Genomic DNA, 17,163 nt, shown 5'->3' with positions numbered 1-17,163 from the left:
TTGTATGAGTGAATTTTCGTGTAAAAAAAAAGAATTATGCCTTGTATATTTCGTTTTTATAATTATGTTTACAGTAAGAAAATGATTGTCAATAGTAGTTAAAAACACGAATATTTTTTAGGGAGCTAATGTTTCCTTTGTGTTCTGAAAATAAAGCGAGGAAGCCGAAAATCGTAAGAGTAGGCACAATTCTAAAACCAAAATAATGATTAAAAAATCTTTACTTTTTATGATGCTTTTCGTTGCATTTACTGCAGTGAAAGCACAAAATTTAATTTCCCCATCTTATGGATTTTCACACAGTAAAACAGCGTACATAACTTTAGCTGACGGAACTGAAATTAATGGAACTATTAGAGATATTGACAGAGATAAAGGATTAATTGAGTTCATCAAATTGCAAGATGGAGCTGGAAAAAAACACAAACTAAAACCAGAAGATATTAAGTTTATGTATTTGCCGCCAAGTGGACTTGATAATTTAGGAAAAAAATTAAATTTTCTTGAAGATTTCAAAAAGTGGAATGATGAGAAATTAAATTAAGATTTCTTAAACCAAGGATATGCTTATTTTGAAACTGCTGATGTAAAAGTTAAAAAGAAAAATTCAAAATTATTAATGCAACTTTTAAATCCTGGATTTAGTAAAGATGTTAAAGTATATTGTGATCCTTATGCTAAAGAAACTACATCTTTAGGAGTAGGCGGAGTTAAATTCGTTGGTGGAGATGCAAAATCATATTATGTTGCTAAAAAAGATTCTCCAGCATTTTTATTAAAGAAAAAAGATTACAAAAAAGAATTTCAACCATTATGGGGAAGTTGTGAAAAAGTAATTTCTGAAAATCCTGAGCCAAAATGGACAGATTTAACTAAACATATCGTTACTTATTCTGAGTGTGTTGATCCAAGTTAGTATTTAACAACAGCATTCTTTAAATTATATAAAGCCAATAGTTTTCAACTATTGGCTTTTTTTGTTATTACTGAAAAGAGAAAATAAAATACTAAAGTAAGATATGTTTTGTTTTGTAGTATTATTTTGTAGGAAATGACTTTTATTTTATTATATTTGCTTCAGAATTAAAAAAACAAATCTTGTTTGGCAGTGTAAGATCCCCTTTCTTACAAATTATAATGTTTTGTGCTCGAAGCAAAACAGCCATTTCTATAAAAAATCCACCTTTTTGTTGTCAAATGTAAGATGAAAATATCTTCCTTATATTCATTTTAGTCTATATTGAATTAGTAATCCTTTTAGCATAAAATGGTAAGGAGTTAAGGCCGTCTAATTTTTTAGACGGTTTTTTTTATTCGACGTATTGGTTTCTATTTTGTCGAGTACACTTTTAAAAAATATGTTATTTCCTTAGTTGACTACATTTCTTCCTTTTTCCTAGCTGTTTTGTAATTATTGTAGGTTATTACTGGTGTTTTTGATTTAAATAATTTTTATTGTAGTAAAATTATTATTTTTAATAATGTTAAATGATGTAAAAAACTTGTTAAAATTATTTTAATTTAATAAGTTCGGCCAAATAATTCTAAACAAAAAAACAATGAAACAAAAATTAAAAGGATTAATGGTCTTCATTTTTGTTCTTAGTATGCAATTAATCTTTGCACAAGAGAAAAAAATCACAGGAACAGTTTCTGATAATGCAGGAGTACCTTTGCCGGGAGTTAGTGTATTAGTGAAAGGAACCAAGTCAGGAACTCAAACAGATTTTGATGGAAAGTATGCAATTAAAGCCAACACAAATCAGGTTTTAATCTTTAGTTATGTCGGAATGAAAACACAAGAAGTAGTTGTGAATTCCTCTTTGATTAATATAAAATTAGTCGACAATGCTACAGAACTTGAAGGTGTAGTGGTAACCACTGCAATGGGAGTTAAAAGAGAAAAAAAATCTTTAGGATATGCAACACAGCAAATTTCAGGGAAAGATTTAGATGGTGGAGCAGGCAATGCAAATGTGGCTAATCTTTTAGCAGGAAAAGCGGCTGGTGTTGAAGTTTCAAGAAATACAAATTTTGGAGGATCAACAAACGTGGTGATTCGTGGTAACAAATCTCTAACAGGAAATAATCAGGCACTTTGGGTTATTGATGGTGTACCTGTAGATAATTCAAACTCTAATTCGACAACTCAGATAACGGGACGTGGGGGATATGATTATGGAAATAGCGTTTCTGATATTAATCAGGAAGATATCGAAAGTATTAATATTCTTAAAGGAGCTGCTGCTACTGCTTTATATGGATCTAGGGCAGCTAATGGAGTTGTTATGGTAACAACAAAAAAAGGAAAGATAGCAGACCAAAAAGTTGGATTTACTTTTTCAAGCAGCTTTACAGTAGGGACAGTTGATAAATCGACGTTTCCTAAATACCAAACTAAATATGGAGCAGGATATGGAATTGGAAGTTCATTTCTTGATCCAGAAAGTTCAATTCCTACTGTAGATACTTCTAACGATGCCTCTTACGGAGATGCTTTTACTGGACAACCTGTTTATCAATGGGACGCCTTTACTCCATATTCAAAAAATTATGGACAAGCGACTCCTTGGAGTGCTGCTAAAAATGGACCGATTACTTTTTTTAAAACGGCTCAAACAAATGTAAATAGTTTATCTCTTGAAAAAGCGACTGAAAGATCAAGTCTTTCATTGTCTTATGTAAATACACTTCAATCAGGGATTTTACCAAATAGTGAATTAAAAAAGAATCAGTTAAGCGCTAGATTTAGTCAAAAAATTACCGACAAATTAACTGCAAATGCATATGCTGCTGTGACGCTGCAAAGTACTGTTGGTAGAAACTCTACAGGTTACAATGATAATATTTTAGGAAATTTTAGACAATGGTGGCAAACCAATACTGACCTAAAAGAGTTAGAAAATGTTTATAAAGCTTCTGGAGGACAAAATGTTACTTGGAATTGGTCTGATCCCACTTCGGCAGAAGGTTTAGTACCTGCTTATTGGGATAATCCTTATTTTACTCGTTATCAAAATTATTCTTCAGATAACAGAACACGTTTGTTTAGTTATGCTTCTCTAGATTATAAAATTACTGATTGGTTAAGTGCTTTAGGTCGTGTATCTCTAGATACTTATAAAGAACTTCAAGAAGAAAGAAGAGCTGTTGGTTCTATTGCTTCAGGTTTTGGTTTATCTCCTGTCAATGAAACTTCAGGTTACAAAAGATATGACAATAATTTTCAGGAAATCAATTATGATTTTATGTTAAACTTCAATAAGAAATTTGCAGAGAATTTTAGCTTGACCGGAATATTAGGGGCGAATGTAAGAAGAGACGATAAAGAGAGTGTTCTTTCATCTACAATTGGGGGTTTAGTAACACCTGGGATATATGCATTATCAAATTCAAGGTATGCATTGCCCTTTCCTACCGAAGCAAAATATACAAAACAGGTAAACGGCATTTATGCACAAGCATCTTTGGGCTTTAAAGACACTTATTTTATAGATGCCTCTGTTAGACGTGATGAGTCTTCAACACTTCCAAAAGGAAATAATTCTTATATATATCCAGCAGTTTCAGGATCTGTTTTATTCTCCAATTTAATGAAAGCAGAATGGATGAATTTAGGGAAGTTTAGAATGAATTATGCAGAAGTTGGTAATGATGCAGATGCATTGCAACTAACAAATACTTATACAAGAAGTTCTAATTTTAATAATGAACCAATGTATACTTTACCTAATCTTAATAGAAATCCTAATCTAAAACCTGAAAGGACAAAATCTTTCGAAGTTGGTTTAGAAACGAGCATGTTTAATAGACGTTTAGGATTAGATGTTACTTATTATAAAACAAATTCTGTAGATCAAATTGTATCTGCAGCAGTATCTTCTGGATCAGGATTTACTAATGCTTGGGTAAATGGTGGTAATATAGAGAATAAAGGTTTGGAGATTCAAATCATAGGAACTCCCATAAAAACAAAGGATTTTAGTTGGGACATTATTGTGAATTGGTCTAATAATAGAAGTAAAGTTGTTTCCTTACCAGGCGGTATAGAAAACTTACAACTAGCTGCTTTTCAGGGAGGAGTTACGACTAATGCAACTCTTAATGAGGCTTATGGAAGTATAAAGGGTACTGATTATGTTTATACAAATGGCCAGCCTACAATAGATCAAAAGACTGGTAAGTATATGGTCACAAATACATCTGATAATACAATAGGAAATATTACACCTGATTGGATAGGCGGTATTCGAAACAAATTTACGTATAAGAATGTTTCTTTAGGCTTCTTAATAGATACTCAAAAAGGAGGCGATATTTTTTCTCTAGATATGTACTACGGACTAGCTACCGGTTTATATAAAGAAACTGCCGTGGGTACTATTCGTGAAACAGGTATTTTAAATGCTGGAGTTGCTCCTGATGGAACTCCAAATACAGTAATGTCACAAAATCCTGGAGTTTATTCTAATAACTATGGTTATTTAGCAGAACCGGCTAAAGCATTTGTTTACGATGCTTCATATGTAAAATTGAGAGAAGTCTCTATTTCATACAATTTCCCTAAGAGTATGTTCCAAGGAACATTTGTTAACTCCGCTACTTTTAGTTTGTTAGGATCCAATTTATGGATTATAAGCAAAAATCTGCCTTATGCAGATCCTGAAAGTGGATTGTCTTCTGGGAATAATTCGAGAGGTTATTCTGTTGGATCATTGCCTACAACAAGAGACATTGGGTTTAACTTAACATTTAAATTTTAATACAATATCATGAAAAAAATAATTTATTTTTTAAGTGTTTTAGCACTTACAAGTTCTTGCAGTGATTTGACGGATCTAAATACAGATAAAAAAAATCCTTCTGAAGTTCCAGCTGCTTCACTTTTTACAAGTGCTCAAAAAGGTATTGCGGAACAAGTTGTAAATACCAGTGTAAATAAAAACATCTTCAGATTAGTGAATCAGCAGTGGACTGAGACTACTTATATTGATGAATCGGTTTATCAATGGACAACCAGAAATATCTCAGGGAATCATTGGAATGCTTATTTTTCAGGGACAACGACAAATGATGGGTCTCTAAGTGATTTAGTCATGGCAAAATTGGCAGTAGAAAATGAATTTATCTTGGCCTCTGATCCTAATTTTGCGGCTAAGACAGCAATAAAAAAGAATAAACTTGCTTTAATTGATATTTTAACTGTTTACTCTTATCAAATTTTGGTGGATACTTTTGGAGATATCCCTTACTCAGATGCGTTAAAAGGATCAGGGAATTATCTTCCAAAATATGACAAAGCTGTTGATATCTATAAAGATTTGATTGTACGTCTTGATAATGACATTGCAAACATTGAGAATGGATATGCGGCATTTGGAAGCGCAGATGTTATTTACAGAGATAATTTAACTTCTTGGATAAAATTTGCAAATAGCATTAAATTAAAATTAGGTATAAATCTTAAAGCTTCAGGTTTAGAAGATGCTATTGCAGATGCTGCTATTGTATCAGCTTCAGAAAATGTATTTACATCTAATGGTGATAATGCAAAAATAGCGTATGAGAAAAGTGTACCTAATACTAATCCTCTTTTTGTAGATTTAGTTTTTGGAGGAAGACATGATTTTGTACCTGCAAAGCCATTTGTTGATGTATTAGTAGCTAAGAACGATCCTAGAACAAAAGTTTATTTTGCTCAAAATTTACAAGATGAAAATGGAAATCCGTTACCTTATAAAGGAGGAGTCATTGGAGTTAAAAATAGTTTTGGAAAATTTACACACATAAATGATCTAATCCAAGCACCTGATTTCAAAGGAACTTATTTAGACTATGCAGAAGTTGAATTTCTATTAGCAGAAGCGGTAGAAAGAGGTATTGCGGTTAGCGGTAGTGCTGAGTCCCATTACAATAATGCAATTAAAGCTTCAATGCAAGATTGGGGAATACCAACAGATGCTGCTGATAGTTATTTAGCTCAGCCGACCGTAGCGTATAGTACTGCTGCAGGTACTTGGCAGCAAAAAATAGGAGAGCAGGCATGGTATGCCATGTATAACAGAGGTTTTGAAGGTTGGACATTTACAAGAAGATTGAATTTTCCTGCTTTGACGCCGCCGCCAAATGCTGATGCGGCTTCAGATGGACAAATTCCTTCAAGAATGGCTTATCCAATTAGAGAACAAACTTTAAATGCTACAAATTATAATGCTGCTGCCGCAGCAATTGGAGGAGATAAATTATCTACAAAATTATTTTGGGATAAAAATTAAGCAGTTTTAATCCTTCAAAGTAAATAAGTATTACTTGATTTTAACTATTTAAGATTGGTTGCTTTTGATAAAAAAGAAATTAAGAGTTAGCAATTGTAATTAAATTTCAAATCATATTTTGTTTAAAGTAAAAAGCCGATAGTTTTTATAACTACCGGCTTTTTTACAACTAACACAAACATTTTTTATTTTACGAACTTGTTGATGATTGCATCACTCTCAGCTTTTGTTGCGTTTGGTTTTAAGTCAAACAAAAGTGAGTAAAGTGCTTTTCTGTCAACTTTAGCTTCTAAGTTTAAATCTTGATGTCTGTCGAACAAAGTTTGCCATTTATCACGAACATTTTTCCAAAGTGCATTGTTTGCAGCCCACCATTTTTGACCAGCGATACATTTAATATCTGGTACTTTTGTATAAACATCAAATCCTTTTTCCTGAGCTAACAAAACATCTTTTCCGCTGTCATCTCTAATTAATTTGTCATTATCTTGCTCATGATTCCAGCCAGTTGCAGTGATCTCATGAATGTTTCTTCTTTTTAAAACATTGTAATCATTACGGTGAGTTTGCTCTCTTCTTGGTAATGGTGCATCAGCAACGTTTGCCCAATAATCTTTTCCGTCAACATGTACCCAAGTTGAAGATCCTTCATATCTTGGACTATCATCTACTTGATATACTTTTTGAGTCCACTGTCCTTTTACGGCTTTTTTATCTAATTTTTTATACTTCCAAGAATTCCCTTTATCAAATGAATATAAGTCTGTGTTTTCGTAAAGCCAATCTTGTCTCCAGTGTTTAATAATCATATCATCACTTACAATTAATAAGTGCTGCATTACAATTTTGTTAGGAGTGTCTTCTAGCAATTCTACCCATTCTAAAGCAGATTCATGCTTAGTTTGTGATGGTTTGTATGTTGCTGAATCTTTAGCATATTGAAAAGTTTCTGCAAAATTAAATTTCACTTCATAACAACCGCACATCGATTTGATCGATTTAATGTCTTGCTGTTTTTTTGCGTCCTGACTGAAACCAAGGCTGCATGTCAAAGCCATAATGGCTGAAAAGTAGAGGCTTTTTGAAATCATAACTTATTGTTTTGTTTTTAAATTTTTGCAAATATATAAATTTTATTTAGAACAATTAAAAATAGTTATATATTTGCATCGATTATTAAGACTGAATAAAAATAATGAAACTAAAATTTATCCTTTTTGCAGCATTGCCTTTTTGTCAAATTTCTTTTGCACAGCAAAAAGATACTATTGCTTCACGAGAAAAACTTTCTGAAGTGGTTGTTACCGGGCAGTTTGAACCACAATCAATTAAGAAATCGGTGTTTAATGTTCGTGTGATTTCAAATCAGGATATACAAAATTTAGCAGCAAATAATTTGGCTGATGTTTTAAATCAATATTTAAATATTACAGTAAGACCAAGTGGAACAAGCGGTCGATCTACAGTTTCTTTATTTGGATTAGATGCACAGTATTTTAAAATTTTGATAGATAATGTTCCATTGGTTAATGAGGCAGGTTTAGGAAATAATGTTGATTTATCGCAAATTAATTTAAATGATGTTGATCATATTGAAATTGTTGAAGGTTCAATGGGAGTTACCTATGGGGCTAATGCTGTAAGTGGTGTTTTAAATATTATAACCAAAAAATCTTCGAAATATAAATGGGGAATTACAGCATCAGTTCAAGAAGAAACGGTTAGTGATGAATATTCTCTTTTTAAGGAAGGACGCCACGTACAGGCTTTAAAAGTATCTCATACATTTAATAAAAACTGGTATTTTTCATTAGGTGCCAATCGAAATGATTTTCAAGGATATTTGAGCGATAAAAATGGAATTGATTATAGTGAAAATGATGGTACAAGAGGATATCGATGGCTTCCAAAAGACCAGTTAAACGGTTCGGCAGTAATCGCATACCATAAAGATAATTTTCGATTTTTCTACAAATTCGAGTATTTGGATGAAAATGTAGATTATTATAATAGTACAGTACAATCTGGATACAATTCTACTTTGGGTTCGTATCGTTATGCTGATGATAAACGATATTTAACAAATCGTTATTTTCATAACTTAAATGCGACAGGTAAACTGTTTTCACAATTGAATTACAATGTTTCTCTTTCTCATCAAAAACAAGCGCGTGATGTAGAAGATTTTAGATATTACTTATCTACTAAAACAGAAGCAAATAATGTTACGGTCAAAGATCAGTCGATGGAAGTACTTTATTCTACAGGAACGTTGAATAACTTTTTTTCAGACAAAAAAGTTGATCTGCAAATTGGATATGAGTTTGTCAATAATCGTGGTTATTCCCTTGTTCAAGAAGCAAATAATATTATGTCGCCCGTTCGAAAAACACTTGAAAACTATGATTTTTTTGCTTCTTCAGAAATCATGGCAACGCAGCGATTTTCTATTAGACCAGGAATACGATTTTCTGCGCAATCTCAATTTGATAATCAATATGCTTCATCTCTTGGTTTGAGATATTTGTTTGATAAAGGGATTGAACTTCGAGGCTCTTACGGAAGCTCATTTAGAACGCCGACTTTCGAAGAGTTATATTCAAAACAAATCTTTGACGGGCATTTTTTTACTGGAAACGAAAATCTTATTCCAGAAACAAGTATGTCTTATGAAGCTAGTCTTAAAAAAACAACTGTTTTTTCATCAGGAATTCAACTTTCAAACACGTTTGCTGGAAGTTATTTAGATGTTGATGATAGAATTGATATGGCTTTGGTAAGATTCAATCCTGACACAGGTAATCCAGAATACGAATACGTTAATATCAGTAAATACAGAATGTGGAATTTCTCGACAATGAACCAATTTAAAAAAGGCAATCTATCTTTTAATTTTGGTGCAGCGATTGTTGGAATTTCTCAAGAGATAAAAAATCAAGTATTTACATCAGACTATAAGTTTCTTTATTCCTTCAATCTAAATGTAAGTGCTTCATATACAATTCCGAAATGGAAAACTATAATTTCTGGTTATTATAAATATAACGGTAGAACACAGCAATTTGTAGAAGGGTCATCATCTTATCTTTTATCTACAATTGACCCAAGCAATTGGCTTGATGCTTCAATTCGACAAAACTTCTTTAAAGATCAATTTGAAGTCACTATAGGAGCAAGAAATATTCTAGATGTAACCAATGTGATTCAATCTGGAACAAATCAAAATGCGGTGCATGCTTCACCAGGAGAAGTAATGCTTGCATACGGCCGTTCCTATTTTTTAAAATTAGCATATAACCTTAATCTTTAATATAAATACAGAATACAATGAAAAAACTTTTATTTTTATCAATCGCCCTATTGTCGCTGGCTGCATGTTCAAGTGATGATGATAGTAATCCAGTTGAAGTTCCAACGGTAGGAGAAACTTTGAAAGAATCAGTAGGTGGAGGCAATCAGCCAAATCAAGTTTATCTTGATTTAAGTACAGCAGAATCTAAGTCTATAAATAGAGCAGCTTGGGATTTTGGATTTTCTACAGGTACAGATTTTAGAGTAATCATTAATGGATCACTTAAAATGGCTGTTAAAAAATTAGAAACATCTGACATTACAGTAACACAAGAAATCGATATAAAAGTTTTAGCAGGAGGAGGAGAAACTCTAGCTTCCAACGGATATGTTGATAATCCTACTGGGGTTTTGACAGGAGCAGGAGCAGGTGTCGGTACTGCAATTGCAGAAATTTCGGCTACAGATGCTGATAACAAAGTGTATTTGGTAAATCTTGGATATGCAGTAGGTACAGCAAAACCAAATGTTGGTAGTGTTGTAGTTGACGGAGATCCTAGAGGATGGAAAAAAATTAGAATTTTAAGAAGTGGTAATGGGTATAAAATTCAGTATGCTGATTTAGCTTCAAAAACGTTTACAGAAAAAACAGTTTCTAAAGATGCTGATTTTAATTTCACATTTTTTAGTTTAACTTCAGGAAATACGGTTTCAGTTGAACCTGCAAAAGCGAAATGGGACTTAAACTTCACTGTGTTTACGAATTATTTAAACATGGGACCTAGCGGTGAAGTTACTTATGGATATTCAGATTTTATTACTACAAATTTAAAAGGAGGAACGCAAGTTTACCAAGTTTTAGTTTCCGCGGGAGGATCTTACGCTGATTTTACAAAAGCAAAAGTGGTAGAAGATAGTTTTAAACCTTCTGTTACTGATCAAAGAATGATTGGGGCTAACTGGAGAAATGGCGGAGGTCAAAATGGTTCATTACCAAGCATTAGAACAGATCGTTTTTATGTAGTTAAAGATGCTGCAGGAAACTATTATAAAGTTAAATTCCTTGCAATGACAAATGATGCGGGAGAAAGAGGTAATATTGTTTTGGAATACGCTATCTTAAAGTAATTTTTAAATAATACCAAACTAAAATTCAGTTAATCATTAACTTTGTTTTTTTATTTTTTTTTGATAAAGAGGTTAGATTTTTCTAACCTCTTTTTTTTGTTTTCTTTATTGTTAAAATGAACCAAAAATGAATGATTTAATTCTATCTTTGCGCATCAATTTTTTTAAACAGAATTAACAGGAATTTTGATAATTAATTCTTGTCATTCTATTCTTCAAATTATAATTAGTAAGTGAATACAAAATCATATTTCTTTCAGTCTTTTGCAATCGTAGCATTAGCGTTTGTAGCTTTCATTGGATTTAAGCAAATCTTGCCAGATAAGATTTTTTCTGACAGTAAAGTAGATTCAAAAAATGTACTAATCGACAGTCTGCTTCTAGAGTCTGTCGCAAAAGATTCTTTGTCTTCAAAAAGCGACAGTATTGAGGAAAGCGAACGTAAACTTGGGCAGGAAAAAATTGTTTATGATGCATCTGAAGGAATCGAATTTCCGTCAGAAACTTTTGATAACTATAAAGGATATCAATACCTGATTTCTTTTTATGAAAAATTATATCAGCTGGAACAAAATCCGCAAAGTAAAGTCCGAATTGCTTATTATGGAGATTCGATGACAGACGGAGATTTAATTGTGCAAGATGTTCGAACAAATTATCAAGATCGATTTGGCGGAAATGGAGTTGGTTTTGTACCTATAACATCAGAATCTGCAGCTTCACGCGGATCAGTAAAATCGACTTATTCTAAAAACTGGAAAACCCAATCCTATTTAAATGTAAAAAGACCAGCAAGTCCTTTTGGTGTAAACGGACATGTGTTTTTTGCAAATGACAAATCAAATACAACTTGGGTTCAGTACGAAGCCGGGCTTCCAAAACATACAAAAACCTTAGATAATCCAACGTTATTTTACGGAAGATCTTCTAAAAAAGGAAATGTAAACTTTATAATCGGAAAAGATACACTTCGAAAAACGCTTGCTCCAAGTAATCTAGTAAACAGTTTAAAAGTGACTTCGGGAAGTATAAAAGGATTTAAAGCAAATTTTATTCATGCCGATTCAATTCCAATTTATGGATTTAATTTTGATAATGGCAGCGGTGTTCATGTTGATAATTTCTCTCAAAGAGGAAACTCAGGACTTCCAATTTCGATGTTCGATGCCAGTGTGATGAAGGCTTTTAATAACAGCTTAAAATACGATTTGATTATTCTTCATTACGGAACCAACGTATTGAATTACGGAACCAAAAATTATTTCTGGTACGAAAAAGGAATGACAAAAACCGTAAACAAAATAAAAGAATCATTTCCGGGAGTTTCTATTTTAATTGTTTCAACCGCAGATAAATCGACTAAATATGATTTGGAAATGAAAACAGATTCGGCAGTAGTTCCTTTAATGAAAGCTCAAAAAAGATATGCACTGGAAACAGAATCTGGATTTGTCAATTTATATACCTTAATGGGAGGTGATGGTTCAATGGTAAAATGGGTTGACGAAGCTCCGGCAAAAGCCAATAAAGATTATACACACTTTAATCAAAGAGGTGCAAAAGCAATTGGTAATTTGTTGTACAATCAATTAAACAAAGGTTACGAGCAATATAAGGTTTTACGTGAAAAACGCGAATCAGGCGTTACAACTAGAACAAGTAAAAAGCCCAAAACAGATTCCGTATCTGTAAAAATAGACAGCGTAAATGAATAGACTAATTATTTTCTTTTGTTGTCTCTTTTTCTCAACAAACGATAAAACTCCCAAGACAGATTCACTTTCAATAACAAAAAACATGATTCATAAGATTGATACAGCAGTAGTTGAGCCTATTTCAGGTAATCAAATTTATAATGCAGTTGTATTAGAGTCGTTTTTTAAGAAAGTAAAGGATAATGAAAGTAATAATAATCATAAAATTAATATTGCTCACATTGGAGATTCTCATATTCAGAGTGATTTAATGACCAATGAAATTAGGAAAAATCTCCAGCAAAAATTTGGAAATGCAGGCCGAGGTTTAGTTTTTCCTTATCAACTGGCAAAAACAAACGGCTCTTACAACGAACGTTTTTATTCAAATAGAGCTTGGGAAAGCTATCGCAATATTCTTCCTTTTAAAAACTGTCCTGTTGGTTTAAGCGGAATTGCACTTTGGAGGAATAATGACGGTTTTGTTGTTGAATTGAATATTAAAGATGCAGCCTATAAATTTAATTCCATTTATATAATAACACCTCAAAACGAGGATATGTTTAATTTGGCAACATCAACCCAAACAAAAACGATTCAGACAACAGAGCGAAAAGTCATAACACATAAAATAAAAAAGGGAGAAGCAATTTCAACAATTGCAGATAAATACAATGTGTCAATTGCCGAAATAAAAAGAGAAAATCATTTAAAATCAAACAATATTCGTGCAGGACGAACATTAAAAATTTCAACAAACGAAACCAGACCAAAGAATATTGTAAGTTCAGAATTTGTCACTTTAGATTTAGAATCAGATTCTTTTTCTCATACCTATCATTCAGACAAACCGCTGGATAAAATTTATTTGCTTCCTAACAAAAATGCAGATAAATATGAGCTTAATGGAATTGTTTTAGAAAAAGATGCTCCAGGAATTATTTATAGCGGAATTGGTGTGAATGGCGCAAAGTTCTCGGATTATAATAAATATCCTTTGTTTTTTGAGCAGTTAAAATCATTGCATCCAGACTTGTTAGTTCTTTCACTAGGAACAAATGAAAGTTATGATCATATGGAGAGTACTGCTTATATAGAAGAATTACGCGATTTTATAAAAAAAGTAAAAGAACACAACAGTAATGTTTCTATAATAGTAACAACACCGCCGCCTTCTTTACTCAAAGCGAGAAAACCAAATGTTTATATTAGAGATTATGCAAAAAGTATTCTTGAAATTGCAAAAAAAGATGGCTTTGCAGTTTGGGATTTATATGGAGAACTTGGCGGAATGGAAGGAATTCGGAATCTGAAAACTACCGGATTAATTGGGCCAGATTGGGTTCATTATTCCAAAAAAGGATATGAAAAACAAGGGAATTTGTTTACAGAGGCATTTTTAAAAGCATACGAAAATTTTAAATCAAAGAATTAAATTGATAACAATAGACAGCATTAATGATTGGTTCATAGGTCATTTTGGTGCAATAACAATAGAACAAGTAAAAAGCTGGTTTATTTATAATCCAGAGGAAAAGCTATTATTTAATACGGGATTATTCTTAGGATTATTTCTGGTTTTTTATTTTGTGTATGGCTTTTTGCGCAAAACATTTTATTTAAGATTAACGTACGTTATTCTCTTCTCGCTTTTCTTTTATTATAAGTCAAGTGGAATTTACTTTTTACTGTTGCTGCTTTCTTCAGTTGTAGATTATGGTTTGAGCCAAATTATCTATAATGAAACAAAAGACAGTCGAAAAAAACTATATCTAGTTATTAGTGTAATTTTAAATTTAGGATTGCTTGGATATTTCAAGTACACTAACTTTATGATTGCGACTTATAATGATATGTTCAATGGTAATTTTAAGCTCCATGATATATTTCTTCCAGTCGGGATTTCGTTTTATACTTTTCAATCGATGAGTTATATTATTGAAATTTATCGAGAAGAAATTAAGCCTACAAAAAACTACATCGAATATTTGTTTTTCGTTTCCTTTTTTCCGCAATTAGTTGCTGGGCCAATTGTACGCGCTAAAGATTTCCTTCCTCAGATTTATCAAAAATTAAACTTGACAAAGCAAGACGTTAACAATGCTTTGTTTTTGATTATTGGAGGATTAATTAAGAAAACAGTAATTTCAAATTACATTTCAGTAAATTTTGTCGACCGTGTTTTTGATACGCCGATGAGTTATACTTCATTCGAAAATTTAATGGCTTCTTACGGTTATGCTATTCAAATTTATTGTGATTTCTCTGGATATTCAGATATGGCAATAGGAATCGCTTTATTGCTCGGATTCAAATTACCAGCCAACTTTAGAACACCATATAAGTCAACATCGATTACAGATTTCTGGAGAAGATGGCATATTTCGCTTTCAACCTGGTTAAAAGATTTCTTGTATATTTCGATCGGTGGAAACAGAGAAGGATCATTTGCAGGATATTTATTTCCGAGTTTGTTCTTTTTCGGATTGCTGTTATGGGGAATAACAAGTTATAATACTAGTGTAATTCCGTTAATAATTGCATTTGGTTCAATTGCACTTTTTTGCTTGTCTTTTTTACTTTCAAGCAAGCGCCAACAAACTTTAGTAACAAATTTGAATTTGTTTACAACAATGCTTTTAGGAGGATTATGGCATGGAGCAGGAGCACAATTTATTGTTTGGGGAGCATTACATGGTTTAGCATTAGCCGTTCATAAGATTTTTATGGAATTTTTTCCATCTAAAAAAGAAGGTTCAAATTTTTTATGGAGATTCTTTTCAATCGTGATTACATTTCATTTTGTAGTTTTCTGTTGGATCTTTTTCCGTGCAAGAGATTTCGAAACCGCTTTGCAGGTAATTAATAATATTGGTCAGCTAACTTTCGAACCAGAACATTGGCAGGCAATAATTTTAGGCTATAAAAATGTGTTTTTATTAATGTTGTTTGGGTACGTTTGGCATTTCTTGCCAGAAGTAATAACAGATAAAATGAAATTCGTTTTTGACAAAACACCATTATTACTAAAAGCAGTAATTCTAGGTTTCGTTTATTGGATTGTTTATGCAACAGCGGTTGCTGGTTCACAGCCATTTATTTACTTCCAGTTTTAAAATAATAGGTTCATAGATACAAAGTCACAAAGGCGCAAAGGTTTTATTCTTTGCGCCTTTTTTGTTTCTCGCAGATTTAGCAGATATAGCTGATTTTTATGTTTACTCTAAAAAGTAATCTGCCCAATCTGCGAGAGTGAAAAAATAATTTTTGCAATTAGGGAAATTAGTGTAATTCGTGGCAAAAAAACTTTGCGCCTATGTGTCTTTGTGGCAAAAAATGCGTATAAATAAAAATTGCCTGAAATAGCTATTTAGATTATCTTTGCACTTCAAATAAAGAAAATAGTATGTTTGATAATTTAAGTGATAAGTTAGATAAAGCGTTCCATATATTAAAAGGACACGGTAAAATTACAGAAGTAAACGTTGCCGATACCTTAAAAGAAGTTCGTCGTGCCTTACTTGATGCCGATGTTAACTTTAAAATTGCTAAGGATTTTACAACAAAAGTAAAAGAAAAAGCAATTGGTCAGGACGTTTTAACAACGCTTCAACCAGGACAATTATTGGTGAAGCTGGTAAAAGATGAGCTGACAGAATTAATGGGAGGTGATGTAGCCGGAGTTAATCTTTCTGGAAATCCAAGCGTTATTTTAATGTCTGGACTTCAAGGTTCTGGTAAAACTACTTTCTCAGGAAAATTAGCCAACTTCTTAAAAACAAAGAAAAATAAAAAACCACTTCTTGTAGCGTGTGATATCTACCGTCCTGCGGCGATTAATCAGTTACATGTTGTTGGAGATCAAATAGGTGTTGAGGTTTACTCAGAACCAGAAAACAAAAATCCTGTAGAGATTGCTCAAAATGCAATTAAACATGCAAAAGCAAACGGTTTCAACGTTGTTATTGTCGATACAGCTGGACGTTTAGCAGTTGATCAGGAAATGATGGATGAAATTGCACGTGTTCACAAAGCAATTCAACCACAAGAAACATTGTTCGTTGTAGACTCTATGACAGGACAAGATGCTGTAAATACAGCAAAAGCCTTTAACGATATCTTAAACTTTGATGGAGTTATCTTAACGAAATTAGATGGTGATACTCGTGGTGGAGCTGCAATCTCGATTAAATCGGTTGTAAATAAGCCAATCAAATTTGTAGGTACAGGCGAGAAGATGGAAGCAATTGATGTTTTCTATCCAGATCGTATGGCTGAGCGTATTCTTGGTATGGGTGACGTTGTGTCGCTTGTTGAAAGAGCTCAAGAACAATTTGACGAAGAAGAAGCAAGAAAACTTCAAAAGAAAATTGCTAAAAACGAATTCGGTTTTGATGATTTCTTAACGCAGATTCAGCAAGTAAAGAAAATGGGTAATATGAAAGACTTGGTTGGAATGATACCAGGAGCTTCAAAAGCCATGAAAGATGTAGAGATCGAAGATGATGCTTTCAAACATATAGAAGCAATCATTCACTCGATGACGCCAATCGAAAGAAGCAAACCAGCCATAATCGACGTAAAAAGAAAAGCCAGAATTGCAAAAGGTTCCGGAACTAAAGTCGAGCAGGTAAATCAGTTAATGAAGCAGTTTGACCAAATGAGCAAGATGATGAAAATGATGCAGGGCCCAGGCGGAAAAAATCTGATGAAAATGATGGGAGGCATGAAAGGAATGCCAGGAGGAATGCCAGGAGGAATGCCGAGATAATAAA

General features: G+C 32.6%; 11 protein-coding genes. 10 read left to right on the top strand and 1 reads right to left on the bottom strand.

Features of this window, described 5'->3' with window-relative positions; all coding sequences use genetic code 11:
* Window positions 1-205: 205 nt before the first annotated feature.
* From NLG42_RS01195 to NLG42_RS01180, 4 genes are all read left to right on the top strand, one after another.
* Entirely contained in the window at window positions 206-544 is a 339-nt protein-coding gene (locus NLG42_RS01195; protein ID WP_257682781.1) for a YgdI/YgdR family lipoprotein, read from the top strand.
* Window positions 545-619: 75 nt separating this feature from the next.
* Complete coding sequence (locus tag NLG42_RS01190) at window positions 620-916, top strand: hypothetical protein (RefSeq protein WP_257682780.1); 297 nt, start codon at window positions 620-622, stop codon at window positions 914-916.
* Window positions 917-1,559: 643 nt separating this feature from the next.
* Window positions 1,560-4,763, top strand: a complete 3,204-nt coding sequence (locus NLG42_RS01185) for a SusC/RagA family TonB-linked outer membrane protein (protein ID WP_257682779.1) — start codon at window positions 1,560-1,562, stop codon at window positions 4,761-4,763.
* 9 nt (window positions 4,764-4,772) lie between these two features.
* A complete protein-coding gene (locus NLG42_RS01180) occupies window positions 4,773-6,275 on the top strand; it encodes a SusD/RagB family nutrient-binding outer membrane lipoprotein (protein ID WP_257682778.1) in 1,503 nt (500 codons plus the stop codon).
* Between the two features lie 185 nt (window positions 6,276-6,460).
* Here the strand turns inward: NLG42_RS01180 and NLG42_RS01175 are convergent, their stop codons facing one another.
* Entirely contained in the window at window positions 6,461-7,366 is a 906-nt protein-coding gene (locus NLG42_RS01175) for a DUF6607 family protein (RefSeq protein WP_257682777.1), read from the bottom strand.
* A 104-nt stretch (window positions 7,367-7,470) separates the two neighbouring features.
* Here NLG42_RS01175 and NLG42_RS01170 point away from each other — a divergent pair, with 104 nt between their 5' ends.
* From NLG42_RS01170 to ffh, 6 genes are all read left to right on the top strand, one after another.
* Window positions 7,471-9,585 (top strand): TonB-dependent receptor plug domain-containing protein, encoded by a 2,115-nt coding sequence (locus NLG42_RS01170; RefSeq protein ID WP_257682776.1) that lies wholly within the window; start codon window positions 7,471-7,473, stop codon window positions 9,583-9,585.
* A 17-nt stretch (window positions 9,586-9,602) separates the two neighbouring features.
* Window positions 9,603-10,694, top strand: a complete 1,092-nt coding sequence (locus tag NLG42_RS01165) for an HmuY family protein (protein WP_257682775.1) — start codon at window positions 9,603-9,605, stop codon at window positions 10,692-10,694.
* 233 nt (window positions 10,695-10,927) lie between these two features.
* Window positions 10,928-12,409 carry an SGNH/GDSL hydrolase family protein gene (locus NLG42_RS01160; RefSeq protein WP_257682774.1) on the top strand — a complete coding sequence of 494 codons (1,482 nt, stop codon included), beginning with the start codon at window positions 10,928-10,930 and terminating at the stop codon, window positions 12,407-12,409.
* Between the two features lie 82 nt (window positions 12,410-12,491).
* Window positions 12,492-13,823, top strand: a complete 1,332-nt coding sequence (locus NLG42_RS01155; protein WP_257682773.1) for a GDSL-type esterase/lipase family protein — start codon at window positions 12,492-12,494, stop codon at window positions 13,821-13,823.
* Between the two features lies 1 nt (window position 13,824).
* Window positions 13,825-15,504: an MBOAT family O-acyltransferase gene (locus tag NLG42_RS01150; RefSeq protein WP_089057951.1), complete on the top strand. Its 1,680-nt coding sequence runs from the start codon at window positions 13,825-13,827 to the stop codon at window positions 15,502-15,504.
* 290 nt (window positions 15,505-15,794) lie between these two features.
* On the top strand, window positions 15,795-17,159 hold the full coding sequence (gene ffh / locus NLG42_RS01145; protein ID WP_257682772.1) for a signal recognition particle protein: 1,365 nt from the start codon (window positions 15,795-15,797) through the stop codon (window positions 17,157-17,159).
* The last annotated feature ends 4 nt before the right edge of the window (window positions 17,160-17,163 follow it).

This window comes from Flavobacterium plurextorum, from assembly GCF_024638035.1.
Lineage (GTDB): Bacteria > Bacteroidota > Bacteroidia > Flavobacteriales > Flavobacteriaceae > Flavobacterium > Flavobacterium plurextorum.
Note: the sequence above shows the minus strand (reverse complement) of the source record. Positions and strands in the feature narration are given on the sequence as shown.

Excerpts from the sequence above, each read along its gene's own strand:
- NLG42_RS01175 (WP_257682777.1), bottom strand. The coding sequence starts at position 7,366 with ATGATTTCAAAAAGCCTCTACTTTTCAGCCATTATGGCTTTGACATGC.
- NLG42_RS01180 (WP_257682778.1), top strand. The coding sequence starts at position 4,773 with ATGAAAAAAATAATTTATTTTTTAAGTGTTTTAGCACTTACAAGTTCT.
- NLG42_RS01195 (WP_257682781.1), top strand. The coding sequence starts at position 206 with ATGATTAAAAAATCTTTACTTTTTATGATGCTTTTCGTTGCATTTACT.
- NLG42_RS01190 (WP_257682780.1), top strand. The coding sequence starts at position 620 with ATGCAACTTTTAAATCCTGGATTTAGTAAAGATGTTAAAGTATATTGT.
- NLG42_RS01165 (WP_257682775.1), top strand. The coding sequence starts at position 9,603 with ATGAAAAAACTTTTATTTTTATCAATCGCCCTATTGTCGCTGGCTGCA.
- NLG42_RS01170 (WP_257682776.1), top strand. The coding sequence starts at position 7,471 with ATGAAACTAAAATTTATCCTTTTTGCAGCATTGCCTTTTTGTCAAATT.
- ffh (WP_257682772.1), top strand. The coding sequence starts at position 15,795 with ATGTTTGATAATTTAAGTGATAAGTTAGATAAAGCGTTCCATATATTA.
- NLG42_RS01185 (WP_257682779.1), top strand. The coding sequence starts at position 1,560 with ATGAAACAAAAATTAAAAGGATTAATGGTCTTCATTTTTGTTCTTAGT.
- NLG42_RS01155 (WP_257682773.1), top strand. The coding sequence starts at position 12,492 with ATGATTCATAAGATTGATACAGCAGTAGTTGAGCCTATTTCAGGTAAT.